The sequence below is a fragment of the Streptomyces sp. NPDC090032 genome (assembly GCF_044748025.1).
Lineage (GTDB): Bacteria > Actinomycetota > Actinomycetes > Streptomycetales > Streptomycetaceae > Streptomyces.
On the sequence record NZ_JBIVFF010000011.1, the window covers coordinates 21,892 to 40,473 of the forward strand.

Consider the following 18,582-nt stretch of genomic DNA (forward strand, 5'->3'; position numbering starts at 1 on the left):
GGACGACTGGGTGGGCGCCGTGGTGCGTCGGCCCTCGGCCGCGCCGCGGTGTCTCACTGTGTGACGAGCCGGAGCGGATGGTGCGGGTCGCGGGGGCACACGGCGATGATCAGCCGGCCGCGGCCGGGGGAGACGCGGGTCGGGGTGTTGGCGCGCCGGGCAGCACTGCCCGGCCGGTCCTCGTACGGGATCCAGCTGGTCCTGCTGGGGTCCCACTCGGTGGCGGCCGCGGTCAGGAGCGGGAAGAGGTCCGCGTCGCAGGCGGCGCAGCTCAGGCGGGCCGGCCCCGTGAGGTTCCAGGCGATGTGACCGCCGGCCTTCCAGCCGGGGGCCGTCGACAGGTCCGACACGTAGACCTCGTCCTCCTCCTCGCCGTCGGGCGCGGCCCAGCGCTCGATGCGCTCCTGCAGCCCGGGGTCGAGCTCCTCGAACCACGGGTACTCCGTGACCACTTCGGGGTGCAGGACGCACGCACTCGGAACGAGCTCCTCGCGGCCCACGACCCCGGGCACCGGCTGCTCGGAGAGCGGCTCGGTGACGTCCGCGGCATGACGCCGTCGGAGGTGGACGTGCGGCTCGTGGCGGGACTCGCCGTGCCGCTCGTAGCCGCACCAGAACACCTGGAGCAGATCGCCCTCTTCGGGGAACGGCAGTCCGGGGACGTCACGGCGGTGGAGCTGGGCGACGGCGAGCAGCGGGATCGGGTCGCTGTCGGTCAGGTCCGGGGCGTGCCGGCCGCGCTCGAAGCCGGCGAGTTCGGCGAGCTCCTCGGCGTTCGGGCCGGACCGCGGATCGCGCCGCCCGGCCCGGTCCAGGATCTCCCGCTCGCGCAGGACATCGCCGTAGCGGTAGCCGCTGGACCGCTTGTGCGGGATCGTGCAGACCGGCCACGGCTCACCTGTGGGCCACAGCATCGGACCGCCGACCGAGCTGTCGTGCACCGTGGGGGTGCCGGGCCGTGGATGCAGCCGGGTCGCCGAGCGGCGCAGCGCACCCAGCTCGGGGAAGAGTGCTTCGACGTCGGCAGGGCGTGGCGGGGTGGTGCGCGGCATGGGTCAGGGCTCCCGGGCGTCGGTCATGGTCGGCCGGCGAGGGCGGAGGGGACTCCCGGTGCCGGGGTTTGCGGCCGGACAGAGACCCGCTCAACCATGATTCTCGTAGCGGTAGTTGTAGTAGTCCTCTCCGCCGACCAGGGCCGAGGTGACGCACCGCGGCAGACCGTCAGCGTCCCGCTCGACGTCCTGCGAGGTCTGCCGGGTGAAGCCGAGGGACACCCCGGCGATCACCGGGTACTCGGGCTGTGACGTGTCGATCGTCCAGCCCCGCTCGGCGGCGCGTGCGAAGAGGTCCTGTGCGGGGGTGGTGAACACCTCGTCCCCGGCGAGCAGGACGCGGGTGCTGGATGTGCGGCCTTCGCCGGGCCACCACAGCTCGATCGCAGTGACGGTGGTCCCGTCCTCGACCAGGGCCTGCACGCCGACGTGGTCCAGGGTCCAGGAGGCCTGCGCCGACCGCAGTACGCGGGGCGCGCCCCAGTTCTCGGGCGCCGCGGTGAGGGCTTCGTCGAGCGTCATGCCCAGCATGATCGGTGCGACTCCGCGCGGCGGGTCGAGTGTCAGATCCATCGCTTACCTCTTGCCTCTCGCTCTGTCATGACATCGCCGGTCGACGACGTCGCAGGTGTGGGCCGCCGCGTCCCGGGGGCGTACGTCCTTCGGGCGTAATCCGGGGTGGCGCAGGCGATCAGCCGCAGTTCTAGGAACTGGGGGCCACCCAGGTCGTGATGACCGCGGCGGCCACACACACCACGCCGGCGACGGCGAGCCAGCGGGCCCACTCGACGAGACGCCAGATCCGCCGGGTGCGACGGATCTCCCCTTCCAGGAACCGTCCCGGCTCGCTCCAGCTCTCCTCGCCGGGGCGGCCGTCGGTGGCGAGCACCCCGAGCCAGGACGCGACGATCAGCGTCACGAACCCGCCGATGAGCAGGCCCACGACCGTCCAGCGCGGGACACTGCCCAGCTTGCTCAGGTCCTCCTGGCCCTTGAGGACGAAGACGGCGGTCAGCACGGCGGTCAGCGACGACAGGAAGTTCCGGTAACCCTCGGCCTGTTGGCGCGCGATCCGGAGCTGCTCGTGAGGATCGCTCTGCGCCTCGATCCTGCGCTCGGCGGCGCGCAGCTCACGCTGCGTGAAGTCCATCAGGATCCCCCGTCCGGCGCGGTGACGGCGGTCGGCGGGTCCGCGAGCCGCAGCCAGGCACCGCAGCCGTCCGTTGCCTCCGCCGGGCGCGGGAAGTGGTAACTGTCGCAGCGGCAGCGCGTCTGCCAGACACCGCTGCCCGGATCCTCCCTGCGGCCGAGGAATCCGCCGCCCCTGGGGATCGCGGACTGTCCGTGCGTGAAGGTGTGGGACATGGCGCAGCCGCACACGGGGCACCGGCCGCTCGCCTCCAGGAGCACACGCCCGTCGGACTCGTGGCGCGTCCACGAGAAGGTGACCTCGCCGGGATGGGGCTGTTCTCGGTACTGCACGGATGGGCTGCCTTCACTCGGGCCGGGCTGTGCCGGACAGGGACAGTTCGAAGAGTCTGGAGTAGAGGCCCAGGCGCGTGCGCACCTCGTCCTCGGACAGGTCGGTCTCCTGCGCGCACAGGCTCACGTGCTCCGCCGTGACGGGCCAGGCCAACGCCGGGACGGTGACGTTCAGGCCGAGGCAGCGGAAGTGCGCGTAGCCCTCCCTCTCTCGTCTGACCTGGCACATCATCCCAGAAGTAGCAGTGTGGGGAAGGGTGTTGAGGGTGGACGGGGTGACGGGGTGACGGGGTGACGGGTCGACGGGAGGATGGGAATTACGGCACCCGGTACGTCTCCCCGTACACCTTCCACACCAGCGGTGTCTTCAGAGTCAGGTTGCCGTCGTAGAGGAACTGGCGCTGGGCCGTGTCGATGCGGGTCGTGTCGCGGTCCGGCTTCTTCGCCTTCATCGCCGTGCGGCGCACGTCGAGGAAGATGTCGAGAAACGCCTTCTCCTTGCCGCCCTGCGCTGGGGTGTCCGCCTCCCGCATGGCCTTCTCGCGCAGGCCGTAGAAGCCGCTCGGGCCGGTGCCGGGGCCGTGCAGGACCATGGCGTCGTAGTAGATGAACTGGCCGAGCGTGCCCAGTCCGTCGAGCTTGGCGAGGCGGACGGCCGGGTCGAAGTAGACGCGGTCGCGCTCGGAGTTCTGGGCGGCGCGGAAGTCGGCGTCGGACGCCTCCTTCTTCCAGGCCGCGGTGAAGCCGGGGTCGAGGCCCTCGTGGGAGTCCGAGCCGTCGACCTTGCGCAGGGCGGGCAGATAGCGGGCCAGGCCGTTGTCCGGGTGGGCCTTCGTGTACCGCTCGACGAGGGTCAGCAGATCGTGCGTGCCGGTGCAGAAGCCGATGATCCCGGCCGTGTAGCCCTGCCCGTCCTTGATGTCCTCGATGTAGCCGTACTGGCCGCGCCAGTCGAGCGTCGAGTTCTCCGCGCTGGCGACGATCTGCTGGGCGAGTTCCTTCTTCGCGGGCGCGGCGAGGCCCGGCGGCAGGTCGGCGATGGCCTCGTCGTCGGCCTTCTTCTCCGCTGCGGCCTTGGCCGCCTCGGCGTCCCCGTCGGAGCGCCGCGACGAGGACGCGCCGTGCGAGCCGCCCTTGCCGTCGTCGTGTCCGGGCGTGAAGAGGAACACCGCGACCGTGGCTACCGGAGCCACGGCCAGGAGGAGGCAGCCTGCGCGTTTCATGTGGCTCAGATTACGTGTCGCACACATCCGCCTCCGATGCCCGCCGGTATTGACTAAAAGTCAATACGGCATCAGTCTCGGCACCAGTCCCGGCGCCAGTCTCGGGACGAGCCGAGCGTGAACCGAGTGCGAGCCGAGCGCGGGTCAGGCGCGAGCCGAGAGCGGGCCGCGTGCGGGCCGAGAGCGGGCCGCGTGCGGGCCGAGTGTGGGCCGAGTGCGAGCCGGATGTGAGCCACGCGCTGACCGGGAGGTCGCTGTGAGCAACGAAGCACGGGCACAGCTGAGTACCGAACCGAGTGCCGAGACGAGTACCGAACCGAGTGCCGAGCTGGCTGCCGAACTCGGGGCCCGCCCCCCGGACTCCTTCGGGGAGTTGACCGAAGCGCAGACCCAGCTCCTCGCCGCGGCCCTGCGCCGGGAGCGCGAGGGTCGCGCCGCCGGACTCGGTGACGCCGCCGAGGAGGCCCTGAAACTGGTCCCCGCCCTCGCCCGCGGACCCGTCCGCCGCATCCTCTTCCGCTAGGGCCTCTCGACAGGAGACGCGCACATGACTGTCACGGACAAGTTGCGGGGCCGGGCCGAGGTCCTCAAGATCGCGAGGCTGCTCGACGCCGAGCCCGAGAGCCTCGACTTCCTGCGGGAGCTGCCGCCGGACGACGTGCGCCGCTTCCACGAGCAGACGGTCGCCGCACTGTTCGACCGGATGCCCGACATGCTGGACCGGATCGCCGCGGCCACCAAGCTGGTCCCCGCCGGGGTCGCCGCCGCGATCTCGCAGAAGGCGCTCGGGCCGCGCCTGGCCGCCGCGGTCGCCGGGCGCCTCGACGCCCAGCGTGCCGCCGACATCATCGAAAAGCTGCCCGTGCCGTTCACCGCCGAGTCGTGCGCGCACCTCGACCCGCGCCGCATCCCCGGCATCGTGGACCGCCTCGACGAGAACCTCGTCGTCCGTATCGCGGTGGTGCTCGCCGAGCGCGGCGACCATCTGACGATGGGCCGCTTCGTCGGCCATCTGCGGGACTCGGCGCTGACCCGGATCGTGCCGCAGGTGGACGACGCGGCCGTGCTGCGCACGGGCTTCGCCATCGACCGGCCCGAACGCACCGGCCGCATCGTCGAGTTGATGGGGGAGGAGCGGCTGGCGCGGGTCATCGCGTCCGCCGCGACCGAGGGGCTGTGGCCTCAGGCGCTGGCCGTGGCCGGGATGGTCACCGGTGAACAACGGCGCCGGATCGCCTCGCTCACGGCTGCGCAGCCCGCCGACCGGCTCGACTCCCTGGTCGGCACGGTCGCCGACGAGGACCTGTGGGAGTCCTTGCTTCCGCTGGTGGCGCTCCTCGGTGAGGACGAGCGCCGGGCGGTCGCGGCGCTGCCGTCGCTACGGGGCGAGGGTGTGCTGGAGGGTGTCGTACGGGCCGTGGTGGCGACGGGGCTGTGGGCGGAGTTCCTGCCGCTGGCCGAGGTCCTGCCGGACGAGTCCCGGCGGGAGGTCGCCGCGGCGGCCGGCGCGCTGCCCGCGCCCGAACTCGACGCGCTGGCCCGCGAGGTGGACAAGCAGGACCTGTGGGATCTGGTCCTGCCTCTGGTGGAGCTGATGGACGATGCCGGCAAGCAGCGGATCCTCGAACTCCCCGCGTTCCAGGAGCAGGCGGCGCAGTGACAGCCGGTTGTTCTACGGCTGTTGACCTGCGTCAGCGCTGCACGGAGGACGAGCCGGTGCCGCGCATGCCGAGCCCCCCGTATCAGGGTGTGGCGTGCGCGGGGCGCGTACGCGAGGGCGAGGATGGCCGCACCGCCCGCCCGTCAGCAGGCCCATCAGGACGCACGGGGCGAGTGCGATGCACGGCACGAGCACGATGAGCGGGACGAGCGGGACGGAGCGGTGAGGACGGAGCCGGTCGGGACGCAGCCGGTTCGACGGAACCGACGACGACGCAGCCGGTTCGACGGAACCGACGACGACGCAGCCGGTCGGGACCGGGGCGAACCGACAGCGAACGCCCTCAAGCTCCGGCCCCCGGCGTGTGGGCCAGCCAGGCGGCGGCCCGTGCGAGCGCCGCGTCCGCCTCGGGCAGGAACCCGGCCGCGCCCAGGAACCCGTGGAACACCCCCGGATACAGCGCCACCTCCGCCCGCACCCCGGCCCGCGCGAGACGCCGCGCGTACGCGAGTCCCTCGTCACGCAGCGGGTCGCAGTCGGCGAGGAGGACGAGCGCGGGTGGCAGCCCTTCGAGGTCGGGTGCGAGCCCGGGCGATGCGGCGACGGGATCGCCGTCCGCGCCGAGGTACTGCTCCCAGTACCAGCGCATATGAGCCGTCGTGTGGAAGAACCCCCGCTCGAACGCCACTGGGGATTCGCCGCCGAGCCGGTGGTCGAGTACCGGGTACAGCAGCAACTGGCCCGCGACCGCCGGGCCGGCGGGATCGCCAAGGGCCCTCAGCGCGACGCCCGCGGCCAGGTTCCCGCCGCTGGAGTCCCCGGCGACGAACAGCCGGTCCGGGTCGCACCCCAGCTCCGACGCGTGCGCGGCGGCCCAGCGTGCGACGGCGTACGCGTCGTGGAAGGCGGCGGGGAACGGGTGCTCGGGCGCGCGTCGATAGTCGACGGAGACCACCAACGCACGTGCGAGCGCGGCGAGTTGACGGCAGAGCCCGTCGTGCGTGTCGAGGTCGCACAGCACCCACCCGCCGCCGTGCAGGAACACCACGAGCGGGCGAGGGCCGTCGGACCCGTGCTCGGACTCGGACTCGGGCTCGGGCTCGTAGATCCGTACGCGCACGGGGGCGTCGAGATCCGGTGCGGGCACCAGGCGCTCGGTCACCGACCGCATCGGCACGGACGGCCTCCCGAGGCCCGCCCGCGCGGCGGCCCGCAGGGTGTCCGCGTCGAGGGGCCCGTCGGCCGGGTCGGGGAACGTGGCCGACATGGCGTCGCACAGGGTGCGGGCCGGCGGGGTGAGGGGATCGTGTGCCGTCATCCCGCCGTCGACCCGCCGTCCACCGTGAACTCCGTGCCGGTGATGTACGAGGAGGCGTCCGAGGCCAGGAACAGGACCAGCTCGCCGACCTCCTCGGGGCGGCCCATCCGGCCGAGCGGCAGGTGCGACCAGTCCTTTCCGGAGACCCCGGCGATCATCGGGGTGTCGATGGCGCCCGGGTGCACCGAGTTGACGCGGATCCCGTACCCCGCGAGGTCGAGCGCCGATGACCGGGTCAGGCCGCGCAGCCCGAACTTCGTGGAGCCGTACGCCGCGTGCCCGGGTATGCCGATGAGACCCGCGGTCGACGAGACGTTGACGACCGATCCGCCGCCCGCCTCCTTCATCGCGGGCACGACGGCCTGGATGCCGAGGAACGGGCCGAGGAGATTGACGCGGATCAGCTGCTCGAAGTTCTCCAGGGTCTCCCGCTCGACCGGCGCGGTGCGCCACAGCGCCGCGTTGTTGACCAGCGCGTCGATCCGTCCGAAGGCGCCGAGCGCGGCGCCGACGACCTCTGCCCAGCTGTCCGCGTCGGACACGTCGTGCCGCACGAACAGCCCTTGCTCGCCAAGTGACTTGACGACCTCGCGACCCTCTTCCTCCCGCACGTCCGTGACCACGACCCGCGCGCCGGCCGCCGCGGCGAGAGCGGCTTCGGCCGCGCCCTGCCCGCGCCCCGCACCCGTGATGACGACGACCTTGCCGTCCAGCGAGAGTGTCACTTCGCCTCCAGGGCCCTGAAGTGCGGGATGACCTTCTCGCCCCACTGGCGGATGGTCTCCATGCACGCCTCCTGCGGGACCGTGCCCATCTGGATGAGGCACATCACCTCGTCCACGCCGATCTCGCGGAGCTGCTCGACGTAACTGATCGCGGTGTCGGCGGAGCCGTAGGCGTGCTCGGCGTTGTAGGTGCCGGTGTCGACCGGGCGGGCCGGGATGTTCGCCTCGTGGAGCTTGGCGACGAGCTCCTCGCGGTCCTTGGCCATCGCGGCCACGTGGGTCGCGGCGTCATCGGACTCGGCGTAGGAGGTGGGCGCGGGGGCGTTCCCGTACCAGTGGGCGATCGACTCGGCGAAGAAGCGCTGGCCGCGTGTGCCGAGGCGCAGGGCGAGGTCCGGGTCGTCGAGGACGATGGTCGGGCAGAGCGCCGAGAGGCGGTCGTTGACCTCGGTCGACACGAAGCGCTCGCCGGTGCGGGTCGCGATGGCCTCGTCGTACACCTTGCGCATCGTGCGGACGTCGTCGGCGCCGGCGAAGCCCATCACCAGGGCCCCGATGCCGAGTTCGGCCGCGAGCTTGAGCGTGTCGTGCTTGGAGCAGGCCATGAAGAGCGGCGGGTGCGGGGTCTGCACCGGGCGGGGCAGGATCGCGCCGGGCCCGATGTCGATCGAGCCGTGCCACTCGAACTGCTCCTCGCGCCAGGCCGAGGAGAAGATCCGCAGGGCCTCCTCCATCTGCGGATACGTGTCCTCGGGGCGGACGCCGTACATCCGCATCTCCTGCTTCGTCGCGCCGCGCCCGGCGCCGATGTCGACGCGGCCGCCGGTCAGCGAGTCGAGCATCGCGGCCCGCTCGGCGACGCGGACGGGGTGCTGGTAGCCGAAGGGCATCGTGACGACGCCGTGCCCGATGCGGATGCGCGACGTCCTGGCCGCGACCCAGGTCAGGAAGATCTCGGACGCGCTCATGTGCGCGTACTGGGTGAGGGAGTGGTGCTCGACCGCCCAGATGCGGTCGAAGCCCATCTCCTCGGCGAAGACGGCCTGTTCGACACAGTCCTTGAGGACCTGTCGCTCGTTCTCTGGCGTCGGGTCGGCCAGCTGGGCCTCGAAGATCATGGAGAACTTCACGGGGATCCTCCCATGTGACGTGTTTCTAATAGGAATACTTCTAGCAGGCATACGCGGGCCGGGGGAAGGGGCTACGTAGACTGCGTGGCGTGGTGAAGAAGAAGGCGGTAGACGACACGGCCGGCGCGGAGCGCCCCGCACTCCCGGCGACCAGCTGGGCGGTGCTCGGACTGCTCTCCTTCGGTGAGGAGCTGTCCGGGTACGACCTGAAGAAGTGGTCGGACTGGTCGCTGCGCTTCTTCTACTGGAGCCCGTCGTTCAGCCAGATCTACAGCGAGCTCAAGCGCCTGGAAAAGGCCGGTTACGCGACCTCGCGGATGGTCGCGCAGGAGACCGGCACGCGTGACAAGCGGGTCTACCGGATCACCGACGAAGGTATGGGTGCGGTGCGGACCTGGGCCCGCGAGGCGCCCGTCGACCCGCCCGTTCTCAAGCACGGGCCCATGCTGCGGCTCTGGCTCGGACACCTGCTCGAAGCCGAGCAGATGCGTGAAGTGCTCGCACGGCACCGGGAGTTCGCCGAGACGATGCGGGTGCGCGCGGAGGAGGACGTGGAGGGCGCGAAGGGCAACGAGGCCTGGACGTACCCCACGCTCACGCTCAAGTGGGCCGAGCGGTACTACGCGTCCGAGCGCGACCTCGCCGACGCCATGCTCGCCGACATCGAGGAGCTGGAGCGCGGCAAGCGCCCGTAAGTGCGGCGGAAGTAGAGCAGCGGCCCCGCGTCGCGGTGCGCGGTCAGTGAGGTGACCCGGCCGAGCGCGATGGCGTGGTCGCCGCCGTCGAGTATGCCGTCGAGCTCGCACTCGATCGTGGCGAGGGCCCCGTCGAGCAGGGGCGCGCCGTTGCCGCCGGGCCGCCAGGGCGTGCCCGTGAACTTGTCGCCACCGGTGACCGCGAAGCGCCGGCACAGCTCGCGCTGGTCCTCTGCGAGGACGTTGACCGCGAACCGGCCCGCCGCCCGGATCCGCGGCCAGGTCGTCGAGGTGTGCGCCGGGCAGAAGCAGACCAGGGGCGGGTCGAGCGAGACCGACGAGAACGACTGCACGGCCATGCCCGCGGGGCGGCCGTCGGCGTCGAGCGCGGTGATGACCGCGACGCCCGTACAGAAACCGGCGAGAGCGGACTTCAGGTCCTCGGCCGAGGTGGCGGGACGGGTGGGGATCGGCATGTGAGGCCTCCAAGGAATGTACCTACTAGGTATATGCCTAACCGAAACACCTGTGATTGGATACCGGCCACGCTCGCACGTCAAGTACCCCTGATCACAGGGAGGGTTCGTGACCAGCACCACCCCACCGCGCACGCTCGCCCAGCTCCCCGAGTACGCCGCCGCCGTGTACGGCGACCGGGAGGCACTCGCCGACGGCGAGGTCCGCTGGACCTTCAGCCGGCTGCGCGACGAGATCGCCGTGGCCGCACGCGCCGCCGTCGCACACGGCATACGCCCCGGCACCCGCGTCGCGATCTGGGCCGCCAACAGCCGCCAGTGGATCCTCGCCGCACTCGGCGCGGTCGGCGCCGGGGCGGTCCTCGTCCCGGTCAACACCCGCTACAAGGCGGCCGAGGCTGCCGACATCATCCGCCGCAGCGGCGCCGAACTCCTCTTCACGGAACGCGGATTCCTCGGCACCGACTACGTCCACACACTCCGCGAGAGCGGCGAGGACCTGGGCGCTCTGCGCTCCGTGGTCGTCCTCCGCGGCGAGGCGGACGACGACGCTCTCGCGTGGGAGGCGTACCTGAAGGCGGGCGAAGGGGTCACCGACACCGAACGCCTCGCCCGCGCCGCCACCGTGGGCCCCGACGACCTCAGCGACATCCTCTACACCTCCGGCACCACCGGCCGCCCCAAGGGCGTGATGTCGACCCACGGACAGACGGTCCGCCTCTACGAGGAGTGGTCGCGTCAGGTCACCCTGAGAACCGGCGACCGCTACCTCCTGCTGAACCCGTTCTTCCACACCTTCGGCTACAAGGCGGGCATCATCGCCTGCCTGCTGCGCGGTGTCACGATGCTGCCCGAGGAGGTCTACGACGCGGACCGCGTCCTGGAGCGCATCGCCGCGGAACACGTCTCCTGCCTGATGGGCCCGCCCACGGTCTTCCACGGCCTGATCCACCACCCCCGCCGGAGCGAAACAGACCTCGGAGCGCTGCGCCTCGCCGGAACGGGCGCCGCCGCCGTCCCGACCGAACTGGTCGAACTGATCCGCACCGAACTCGGCGCCCCCGACGTGTTCACGGCGTACGGGCTCACCGAGTCGGGCGGGGTCGTCTCCGTCTGCCCCACGGACGCCGACGCGTGGACCGTCGCGCACACGGTGGGCCGCGCGCTGCCCGGCACCGAGATCCGGATAGCCTCGCCACTCGGCGACGTCCTGCCCGCCGGCGAACCGGGCGAGGTGCAGGTGCGCGGCTACCACGTGATGCGCGGCTACCTGGACGACGAAACAGCAACCCAAGAGGCGGTCCCCCAAGACGGCTGGCTCCGCACGGGCGACATCGGCAAGCTCGACGACCGCGGCTTCCTCACGATCACGGACCGGCTCAAGGACATGTACGTGGTGGGCGGATTCAACGCCTACCCGGCCGAGGTGGAGAACACCCTCCTCGGCCACGAACTGATAGCCGACGTCGCTGTGGTCGGAGCCCCGGACGAACGACTCGGCGAGGTGGGTGTCGCCTTCATCGTCGTGTCCGGGCCTGTGGACGCAGAGAAGCTCACCGCGTGGACGCGCGAGCGCCTCGCCAACTTCAAGGTGCCGCGCCGTTTCGTGACGGTCCCGGAGCTCCCGCGCAACGCGGGCGGCAAGCTCCTCAAGGGCGAACTGCGCCGCAAGGCAAGAGGAGACAGGGCATGAAGTTCACCCGGGAACAGGACGAACTGCGCTCCGCCGTACGGGCGGTACTGACCCGGCACGAGGGCATGGCGGCGTGGGCCCCGCTCACCGAGTCCGTCGGAGCGGCGGGCCTGGGCGTGCCGGAGGAGTACGGGGGCTTCGGCGGCGGCACGGTGGAGACGTACGTCGTCATGGAGGAACTGGGCCGGTCCCTCAGCCCGGTCCCGTACCTGGCCTCCACCGTCCTGGCCACACAGGCACTCATCGCCACCGGCAACACCCTGGCCTGCGCAGCGCTGCTGCCCGCACTGGTCGACGGCTCCGCGGCAGGGGCGCTGGCCTGGGCGGAGAACGGAAGCTGGGAGCCGGAAGCGGTGAACGCCCGGGTCAGGGCGGGCCGTCTGACCGGCGTGAAGGAGCACGTCCTGGCAGGCCCCGGCCGCCCGGACACCCTCCTGGTCCTCGCCCGAGACGAACAGGGACTCGCCCTGTTCCAAGTCGACTCCGAGAACGCCGAGTTCACGCCCCGGCCCACCATGGACCAGACCCGTCCGCAGGCCCGCATCACCTTCGACGCGACCCCGGCCGAGCTCCTGGCCGCCGACGGGGAACGGGTCCTGTCCCGTGTACGGGACCTGGCCTGCACGGCGCTGGCCGCCGAACAGACAGGCGCCGCAGCCCGAGCACTCGCGGACACCATCCAGTACGCCAAGGACCGCGTGCAGTTCGGGCGCCCCATCGGCTCGTTCCAGGCGATCAAACACCGCCTGGCCGACCTGCACGTAGAACTGGAGGCCGCACGCTCGCTCGCGCAAGCCGCAGCCCATTCCAATGCCGAACCCCACCTGGCGGCGGCGGCCCAAGCATCCTGCTCCGAGACCTACACGCACATCGCAGGCGAGATGATCCAACTGCACGGCGGCATAGGAATCACCTGGGAACACGAGGCGCACCGCCACCTGAAGCGGGCCCACTCGGGCCGCCACCTGTTCGGCGCCCCGGCCACACACCGCCAACGCCTCGCCACCCGGCTCGGCCTGACCCCAGTGACGTAACCTCGGCACTCCCGTCACACCACAGCACCATCGGAGCCGCCCCATGCCCGGGACCACAGACAACGGCGTACGGCTGCTGCCCGCGGCGGAACGGGCGGCCGCGCCCTGGAAGAACGGCGGCGGGGTCACCCGCAACATCGCGGCGTCGCCGCCGGACGCGGGGACGGACGACTTCGTGTGGCGGGTGAGCCTCGCGGACGTCGAGGGCGACGGCCCGTTCTCCGCGTTCCCCGACGCCGACCGGACCCTGACAATGGTCGAGGGCGCCGGCATGGAACTGATGGTGGGCGACGACCCCAGAACCGTGGACGAGCGCTACGCGCCACAGGACTTCCGGGGCGACGTACCGACCGACTGCCGTCTCATCGACGGCCCGGTCGTGAACTTCAACGTCATGTGGCGCAGGGGAGCCGGCACACCCCCCTCGGTGGCAGTGGTCCGAGGCCGCTTGACCATCACCGGCAAGGCCCTGGTAGTAGCGCTGGACGACGAGGGCGCAAACGTCGCAGGCCATGAACTCGCCCGCTACGACGCCGCGCTGATGACCTCGACGACCACAACACTGCACGCTGTGGGACGCACGGCAGTAGTCACCTTCCCCTGAACACCGAACTCCGCGACGATCAGCCGCGTACGAACAGCCGCACGCGAGAGGAAGCCCCACCGACTCGCAGTCGCCCCCGACGGGAGGGGACGCGGCGGGATGTGCGCGCGGAGCCACGTGCGGAAGAGCGCGGACCAGTGTCCCCGTCCCCCGAGCCCATAGAACAGCGAGCATGTACATCCCGCCGCGTCCCCGCACTCACGACATGCGAGGCGCACCCGCCCGGCGAGAAAGAGCCGAACCCAGCGCCAGGGCCGGCGTCCGAGCCCAGGGCCGGCGTCCGAGCCCAGGGCCGGCGTCCGAGCCCAGGGCCGGCGTCCGAGCCCAGGGCCGGCGTCCGAGCCCAGGGCCGGCGTCCGAGCCCAGCGCCAGCGCCCGATCCCAGCGCCAGCCCTCCCAACCGGAGCGCGACGCCCCCCGGCACCCGAACCCGATGTCACCCCCCGGCCCCCGAACCCGGTATCAGCCCCTCCAGCACCCGAGCCCGGCAAGCCGCAGGCGCCCCCCACGCATCCCGCAGCGGCCGAGCCTTGCGCAGCCACAGTGACAGGTCCAGCTCCTGCGTGTACCCGATGGCCCCATGAAGCTGGAGCGCCGCCCGCGCGGCGGCGTAAGACGCCTCGCCCGCCGCCACCTTCGCCGCCGCGATGTCCCCAGGCGCAAGCGAGAGCGCTGCCCCGAACACCAGCGGCCGCGCGAACTCCAGCCCCGTGAGCGCGTCCGCGAGCCGGTGCTTCACGGCCTGGAAGGAGCCGATGGGGGCGCCGAACTGGGTGCGCTGCGTGGCGTATTCGACGGTCCGGTGCAGCAGGGAGAGGCCCACGCCGAGCGACTGCGCAGCGGTGAGGAACGCGGCGAGATCGACAGCCCGAGCGGCAGCGTCCCGCACCTCGGGCCCCCGCGCGAGCAGCGTCCCACCCTCCACCGCCGGCGCGTAGAGCCGGCGCGCAGGATCGGCGGACGGCAACAGAGGCCCGTAACCGCCGGAGGCAAGCCGCAGCTCATCGCCACGGACGACGAAGACGGCGTCGGCGGAGTCGGCATCCAGGACGTAAGAGCCATCGACGCCGAGGGACACCACCGCATCCCCCGAGGCGATCCCGGGAAGCCACTCCTTGGCGACATCAGGCAGGCACTCCAGAAGCCGAGCCACGGCGACGGTCTCCACCACAGGCCCGGGCACCCCATGCCGCCCCAACTCCGCATAGGAGAGGGCCATTTCGACCGGCAGGAACCCGGCCCCGCCATGAGCCTCCGGAACGCCGAGCGCAAAGACCCCCGTCCCGCCCAGCCGCGACCACAGCGCCCGCCCCGGCCCGTGATCGCCGGACGACCAGGCCCGGATCACGTCAGGCGTATCCGCCGCGCCCAGCAACCGATCGAGCGTGCGCCCGAACTCGGCCTGTTCCGCGTCGAGGAGGAACCTCATCAGCGCCGTCCCTTCGGCAGGCCGAGCAGCCGCTCGGCGATGATGTCGCGCTGGATCTCGTTGGTGCCCGCATAAATGGGCCCGGCGAGCGAGAAGACGTACCCTTCGCCCCACCCCCCGTCGTCGGCCAACTCCCCGTCCGCGCCCAGGAGATCGAGCGCGGTCTCATGCAGAGCGATGTCGTACTCCGACCAGAACACCTTGTTCAGGCTGGACTCGGCGCCGATCGTCTGGCCGGCCGCGAACCGCGACGCATTGGCGTACGTGAACAGCTGGTACGCGCGCGCCCCGATCACGGCGTCGGCGACGCGATCGCGCGTGGCGGGGTCCTCCCCGCGCTCCCGCCACAGGTGTACGAGCCGGTCGGCGGCAGCGAGGAAGCGACCGGGCGAGCGGAGCGTGAGCCCCCGCTCGTTCCCCGTCGTCGACATGGCGATACGCCATCCGTTCCCCGGCTCACCGATGACGTCCTCGTCGGGGACGAAGACGCGGTCGAGGAACAGCTCGGCGAACGCCGGCTTCCCGTCGAGCCGCCCGACGGGCCGCACGGTCACCCCTGGCGCCCGCAGGTCGAACATCAGGTAGGTCAGCCCCTGATGGGGCTTGGGCGCGTCAGGATCCGTACGGAAGATCCCGAAGGCCCGGTCGGCGAACGCGGCGCGCGACGACCAGGTCTTCTGCCCGGACAGCAGCCAGCCGCCCTCCGTGCGCACGGCCTTCGACTTCAGGGACGCCAGGTCCGAACCGGCTTCCGGCTCGGACCAGGCCTGCGCCCAGATGGTCTCGCCGCTCGCCATGGAGGGCAGCACCCGGGCCCGCTGCTCGGGGGTGCCGTGATCGAAGAGGGTCGGCGCGAGGAGGTTGATGCCGTTCTGCGAAACACGGCCCGGGGCACCCGCCGCGTAATACTCCTCCTCGAAGAGCAGCCAGGAAAAGATGTCGGCGCCTCGCCCGCCGTACTCCTCGGGCCAGGACACCACCGACCAGCGCCCGGCGTGAAGCTGCGCCTCCCACGCCCGGTGTGCGGCGAACCCCTCCTCGGTCTCCAGGGACGGCAGCGGCTCGGCCGGGACATGCGCGGTGAGCCACTCGCGGGCCTCGGCGCGGAACGCGTCCTCGTGGGGCGTGAAGTCGAGGTCCATCAGGCGTTCGCCTCCTTCATCGCGCGTACGTCCATGCCGCCGAGGGAGTCCTTCGCGGTCTCGGCGTTGTGCGCGTGGGCGAGGTGGTGCAGGCCGAACACGGAGTCCATGCCGGCGTGCAGGCCCTGAAGGTCCTCCGCCTGGTTCACCGCCCGCTTGGTGAGGGCGAGCCCGAGCCGCGGCATCTCGGCTACGCGCAGCGCCAACTCGTCGGTCGTCCGCGCCAGTTCCGAGCGTGGAACGACGCGATTGACCATCCCCACCTCGTACGCCCTGCGCGCGTTCATCCGGTCGCCGGTGAACAGGAACTCCTTGGCGACCCGTGGCGGCATCACCCACGGGTGCGCGAAGTATTCGACGCCGGGGATCCCCATGCGCACGACGGGGTCCGCGAAGAACGCGTCGTCGGAGGCCACGATCAGGTCGCAGACCCACGCGAGCATCAGCCCGCCCGCCACGCACGCCCCGTGGACCGAGGCGATCACCGGCTTCGGCAGCTCGCGCCAGCGCCGGCACATCCCGAGATAGACCTCCGACTCCCGGGCGAACCGCGACTCGGCGCCCTGCTTGTCCGAGTGGTCCCACCAGAGCCCGGCCCGTCGCTCGAAGGGCAGATGAGCGTCCCGCTCCGGGGTGCCGATGTCGTGCCCCGCGGAGAAGTGGTCACCCGCGCCGGCCAGGACCACGACCTTGACCTCGGGGTCGTCGGCCGCGCGGTAGAAGGCGGCGTCCAGGGCGTAGGTCATCGCCGAGTTCTGCGCGTTGCGATAGCGCGGACGGTTCATCGTCACGTACGCGACAGGGCCGCGGCGCTCGTACAGGACCGGCTCGGGAACCTCGTGCGCGGCGAGCTCGGGGCCCTCGTGCGGGGCGGGTCGAGGACTGTCGTGGGCTGCGGGCATCGGAAACATCCTTCCCTAACAAGTGTTTGGTAGGTTAACGTACGTCCATGAGCAGCGTCGAGGAGTTTCGCGCCGAGATCCGGGCCTGGCTCGCGGACCATCTCGTGGGGGAGTTCGCCGAGTTGAGGGGGCGCGGCGGGCCGGGCCGTGAGCACGAGGCGTTCGAGGCGCGGCTCGCCTGGGAGCGGCACATGGCGGCGCACGGATGGACCTGCGTCGGCTGGCCCGTCGAGCACGGCGGCCGCGGCGCGAGCCTCGAGGAGCAGATCGCGTTCCACGAGGAGTACGCACGTGCGGACGCGCCCGCCCGGGTCAACCACATAGGGGAGCAGCTCCTCGGCCCGACGCTCATCGCCTTCGGCACCGAGGAGCAGAAGAAGCGCTTCCTGCCGCCGATCGTCGCGGTCGAGGAGCTGTGGTGCCAGGGCTACAGCGAGCCGGACGCGGGCTCCGACCTGGCGAACGTCCGCACGCGAGGCGCCCTTTCGCCCGACGGGTCGCAGTGGGTCGTGGACGGGCAGAAGATCTGGACCTCGCTCGCCCATGAGGCGCAGTGGTGCTTCGTCGTCGCCCGCACCGAACCCGGCTCGCGGCGGCACGCGGGCCTGTCCTATCTCCTCGTGCCCCTGGATCAGCCGGGCGGCCGCGTCGACATACGGCCCATCGTGCAGCTCACGGGCACCAGCGAGTTCAACGAGGTGTTCTTCGACGGCGCCCGCACCGACGCGTCCCACATCGTCGGCGAGCCCGGCGACGGCTGGCGGATCGCGATGGCCACCCTGGGCTTCGAGCGCGGCGTCTCCACGCTCGGCCAGCAGGTCGGATTCCGCCGCGAATGGGACGGCCTCGCGGCGCTGGCCAGGAAGAACGGGGCGATGACCGACCCTCTGATCCGGGACCGGCTCGTCCAGGCCTGGATCGACCTGGAAGCCATGGCGGCCTCCGCCCGGCGCGGCGTCGATCCCTCCGTCGGCAAGCTCCACTGGGCGGCCTGGCACCGCGGACTCGGGGAGCTCGCCATGGACGTGTGCGGCGCCGCGTCGACGGTCGCCGCCGGCGAACCCCATGAAACCTATGCGCTCGACGACTGGCAGCGGCTGTTCCTCTTCTCCCGCGCCGACACCATCTACGCCGGATCCGACGAGATCCAGAAGAACATCGTCGCCGAGCGCCTGCTCGGCCTGCCCAAGGAGGCGCGGGTATGAGCGTGAAGCCCGAGTACGTGCCCGGCCACGGCCTGCTGAAGGGGCGCACGGCCGTCATCACCGCGGCCGCCGGAGCCGGGATCGGTGGGGCGACGGCACGCAAGTTCCTCGAAGAGGGCGCCCGCGTCGTCATCAGCGACGCGCACGCCCGCAGGCTCAAGGAGAGCGAACAGACGCTCGCCGACGAGTTCGGCGCGGCGAACGTCGCCGCACTGCCCTGCGACGTCACCGACGAGGAACAGGTCGCGGCCCTTTTCGCGCTGGCCGCCGAGACGCACGGCGGTCTCGACATCGTGGTCAACAACGCCGGTCTCGGCGGCACTTCGGACCTTGTCGACATGACGGACGACCAGTGGTCCCGCGTCCTCGACGTCACCTTGAACGGCACGTTCCGGTGCACGCGAGCCGCCCTGCGTGCCTTCCGCGACACCGGCCGCCACGGCGTCGTCGTGAACAACGCGTCCGTCGTCGGCTGGCGCGCCCAGGCCGGACAGGCCCACTACGCCGCCGCCAAGGCGGGCGTCATGGCCCTCACCCGGTGCGCCGCCATCGAGGCCGCCGAGTACGGAGTCCGGGTCAACGCGGTCTCGCCCAGCCTCGCCATGCACCCCCACCTCGTGAAGGTCACCTCCGCCGAACTCCTCGCAGAACTCACCGAGAAGGAAGCCTTCGGCCGCTACGCCGAACCCTGGGAGATCGCCAACGTGATCGTGTTCCTGGCGTCCGGCTACTCCTCGTACATGACGGGCGAGATCGTCTCCGTCAGCAGCCAGCATGCGTAGCGCCGCCGCCGTACCGGTGAGGACGACAAT

At 71.5% G+C, this 18,582-nt stretch carries 21 protein-coding genes; 8 read left to right on the forward strand and 13 right to left on the reverse strand.

What is annotated here, in order from left to right; translation table 11 throughout:
- Positions 1 to 53: 53 nt before the first annotated feature.
- From ACIPWY_RS26305 to ACIPWY_RS26330, 6 genes are all read right to left on the reverse strand, one after another.
- Complete coding sequence (locus tag ACIPWY_RS26305) at positions 54 to 1,052, reverse strand: hypothetical protein (RefSeq protein WP_401535279.1); 999 nt, start codon at positions 1,050 to 1,052, stop codon at positions 54 to 56.
- 90 nt (positions 1,053 to 1,142) lie between these two features.
- Positions 1,143 to 1,625, reverse strand: a complete 483-nt coding sequence (locus ACIPWY_RS26310) for a hypothetical protein (protein ID WP_401535282.1) — start codon at positions 1,623 to 1,625, stop codon at positions 1,143 to 1,145.
- 130 nt (positions 1,626 to 1,755) lie between these two features.
- On the reverse strand, positions 1,756 to 2,202 hold the full coding sequence (locus ACIPWY_RS26315; protein ID WP_401535284.1) for a hypothetical protein: 447 nt from the start codon (positions 2,200 to 2,202) through the stop codon (positions 1,756 to 1,758).
- Complete coding sequence (locus tag ACIPWY_RS26320) at positions 2,202 to 2,534, reverse strand: hypothetical protein (protein WP_362905493.1); 333 nt, start codon at positions 2,532 to 2,534, stop codon at positions 2,202 to 2,204. The genes ACIPWY_RS26315 and ACIPWY_RS26320 overlap by 1 nt, the downstream gene beginning before the upstream one ends.
- 13 nt (positions 2,535 to 2,547) lie before the next feature.
- Complete coding sequence (locus tag ACIPWY_RS26325) at positions 2,548 to 2,766, reverse strand: hypothetical protein (RefSeq protein WP_401535286.1); 219 nt, start codon at positions 2,764 to 2,766, stop codon at positions 2,548 to 2,550.
- 85 nt (positions 2,767 to 2,851) lie between these two features.
- Positions 2,852 to 3,757: a chitosanase gene (locus tag ACIPWY_RS26330; protein WP_393705554.1), complete on the reverse strand. Its 906-nt coding sequence runs from the start codon at positions 3,755 to 3,757 to the stop codon at positions 2,852 to 2,854.
- 256 nt (positions 3,758 to 4,013) lie between these two features.
- Here ACIPWY_RS26330 and ACIPWY_RS26335 point away from each other — a divergent pair, with 256 nt between their 5' ends.
- The gene (locus tag ACIPWY_RS26335) at positions 4,014 to 4,280 is read left to right on the forward strand and encodes a hypothetical protein (protein WP_362905498.1); all 267 of its coding nucleotides are present in this window, start codon (positions 4,014 to 4,016) and stop codon (positions 4,278 to 4,280) included.
- A 24-nt stretch (positions 4,281 to 4,304) separates the two neighbouring features.
- A complete protein-coding gene (locus ACIPWY_RS26340; RefSeq protein WP_401535289.1) occupies positions 4,305 to 5,417 on the forward strand; it encodes a hypothetical protein in 1,113 nt (370 codons plus the stop codon).
- A 343-nt stretch (positions 5,418 to 5,760) separates the two neighbouring features.
- Here the strand turns inward: ACIPWY_RS26340 and ACIPWY_RS26345 are convergent, their stop codons facing one another.
- From ACIPWY_RS26345 to ACIPWY_RS26355, 3 genes are read right to left on the reverse strand one after another with little or no spacing between them, the layout of a single operon-like run.
- On the reverse strand, positions 5,761 to 6,735 hold the full coding sequence (locus ACIPWY_RS26345) for an alpha/beta hydrolase (RefSeq protein ID WP_401535292.1): 975 nt from the start codon (positions 6,733 to 6,735) through the stop codon (positions 5,761 to 5,763).
- A complete protein-coding gene (locus ACIPWY_RS26350; RefSeq protein WP_362905504.1) occupies positions 6,732 to 7,460 on the reverse strand; it encodes a glucose 1-dehydrogenase in 729 nt (242 codons plus the stop codon). The genes ACIPWY_RS26345 and ACIPWY_RS26350 overlap by 4 nt, the downstream gene beginning before the upstream one ends.
- A complete protein-coding gene (locus ACIPWY_RS26355; protein ID WP_401535295.1) occupies positions 7,457 to 8,590 on the reverse strand; it encodes an LLM class flavin-dependent oxidoreductase in 1,134 nt (377 codons plus the stop codon). Before ACIPWY_RS26355 ends, ACIPWY_RS26350 begins: the two co-directional genes overlap by 4 nt.
- 89 nt (positions 8,591 to 8,679) lie before the next feature.
- Here ACIPWY_RS26355 and ACIPWY_RS26360 point away from each other — a divergent pair, with 89 nt between their 5' ends.
- Complete coding sequence (locus ACIPWY_RS26360) at positions 8,680 to 9,285, forward strand: PadR family transcriptional regulator (RefSeq protein ID WP_362905508.1); 606 nt, start codon at positions 8,680 to 8,682, stop codon at positions 9,283 to 9,285.
- Here ACIPWY_RS26360 and ACIPWY_RS26365 read toward each other — a convergent pair.
- Positions 9,210 to 9,761 (reverse strand): flavin reductase family protein, encoded by a 552-nt coding sequence (locus tag ACIPWY_RS26365; RefSeq protein WP_401535298.1) that lies wholly within the window; start codon positions 9,759 to 9,761, stop codon positions 9,210 to 9,212. The genes ACIPWY_RS26360 and ACIPWY_RS26365 overlap by 76 nt on opposite strands.
- 109 nt (positions 9,762 to 9,870) lie before the next feature.
- Here ACIPWY_RS26365 and ACIPWY_RS26370 point away from each other — a divergent pair, with 109 nt between their 5' ends.
- The 3 genes from ACIPWY_RS26370 to ACIPWY_RS26380 are packed head-to-tail and all read left to right on the forward strand — an operon-like array spanning position 9,871 to position 13,092.
- Positions 9,871 to 11,454, forward strand: coding sequence for a FadD3 family acyl-CoA ligase (locus ACIPWY_RS26370; protein WP_401535301.1), 1,584 nt, complete (start codon positions 9,871 to 9,873; stop codon positions 11,452 to 11,454).
- On the forward strand, positions 11,451 to 12,488 hold the full coding sequence (locus tag ACIPWY_RS26375) for an acyl-CoA dehydrogenase family protein (protein ID WP_362905512.1): 1,038 nt from the start codon (positions 11,451 to 11,453) through the stop codon (positions 12,486 to 12,488). Before ACIPWY_RS26370 ends, ACIPWY_RS26375 begins: the two co-directional genes overlap by 4 nt.
- A gap of 43 nt (positions 12,489 to 12,531) precedes the next feature.
- Positions 12,532 to 13,092, forward strand: a complete 561-nt coding sequence (locus tag ACIPWY_RS26380; RefSeq protein WP_362905513.1) for a HutD family protein — start codon at positions 12,532 to 12,534, stop codon at positions 13,090 to 13,092.
- A 436-nt stretch (positions 13,093 to 13,528) separates the two neighbouring features.
- Here ACIPWY_RS26380 and ACIPWY_RS26385 read toward each other — a convergent pair whose 3' ends face one another.
- Genes ACIPWY_RS26385 through ACIPWY_RS26395 form a run of 3 tightly spaced genes read right to left on the reverse strand, consistent with a single transcriptional unit; the run spans position 13,529 to position 16,565 of the window.
- On the reverse strand, positions 13,529 to 14,521 hold the full coding sequence (locus ACIPWY_RS26385; protein WP_362905515.1) for an acyl-CoA dehydrogenase family protein: 993 nt from the start codon (positions 14,519 to 14,521) through the stop codon (positions 13,529 to 13,531).
- A complete protein-coding gene (locus ACIPWY_RS26390) occupies positions 14,521 to 15,663 on the reverse strand; it encodes an acyl-CoA dehydrogenase family protein (RefSeq protein WP_362905517.1) in 1,143 nt (380 codons plus the stop codon). The genes ACIPWY_RS26385 and ACIPWY_RS26390 overlap by 1 nt, the downstream gene beginning before the upstream one ends.
- Positions 15,663 to 16,565, reverse strand: a complete 903-nt coding sequence (locus ACIPWY_RS26395) for an enoyl-CoA hydratase (protein ID WP_362905519.1) — start codon at positions 16,563 to 16,565, stop codon at positions 15,663 to 15,665. Before ACIPWY_RS26395 ends, ACIPWY_RS26390 begins: the two co-directional genes overlap by 1 nt.
- A gap of 47 nt (positions 16,566 to 16,612) precedes the next feature.
- On the opposite strand from ACIPWY_RS26395, the gene ACIPWY_RS26400 reads away from it, so the two are divergent.
- Together ACIPWY_RS26400 and ACIPWY_RS26405 are read left to right on the forward strand one after the other, a co-directional pair.
- Positions 16,613 to 17,770, forward strand: coding sequence for an acyl-CoA dehydrogenase family protein (locus ACIPWY_RS26400; RefSeq protein ID WP_393705565.1), 1,158 nt, complete (start codon positions 16,613 to 16,615; stop codon positions 17,768 to 17,770).
- The gene (locus ACIPWY_RS26405) at positions 17,767 to 18,552 is read left to right on the forward strand and encodes an SDR family oxidoreductase (protein WP_362905523.1); all 786 of its coding nucleotides are present in this window, start codon (positions 17,767 to 17,769) and stop codon (positions 18,550 to 18,552) included. Before ACIPWY_RS26400 ends, ACIPWY_RS26405 begins: the two co-directional genes overlap by 4 nt.
- The last annotated feature ends 30 nt before the right edge of the window (positions 18,553 to 18,582 follow it).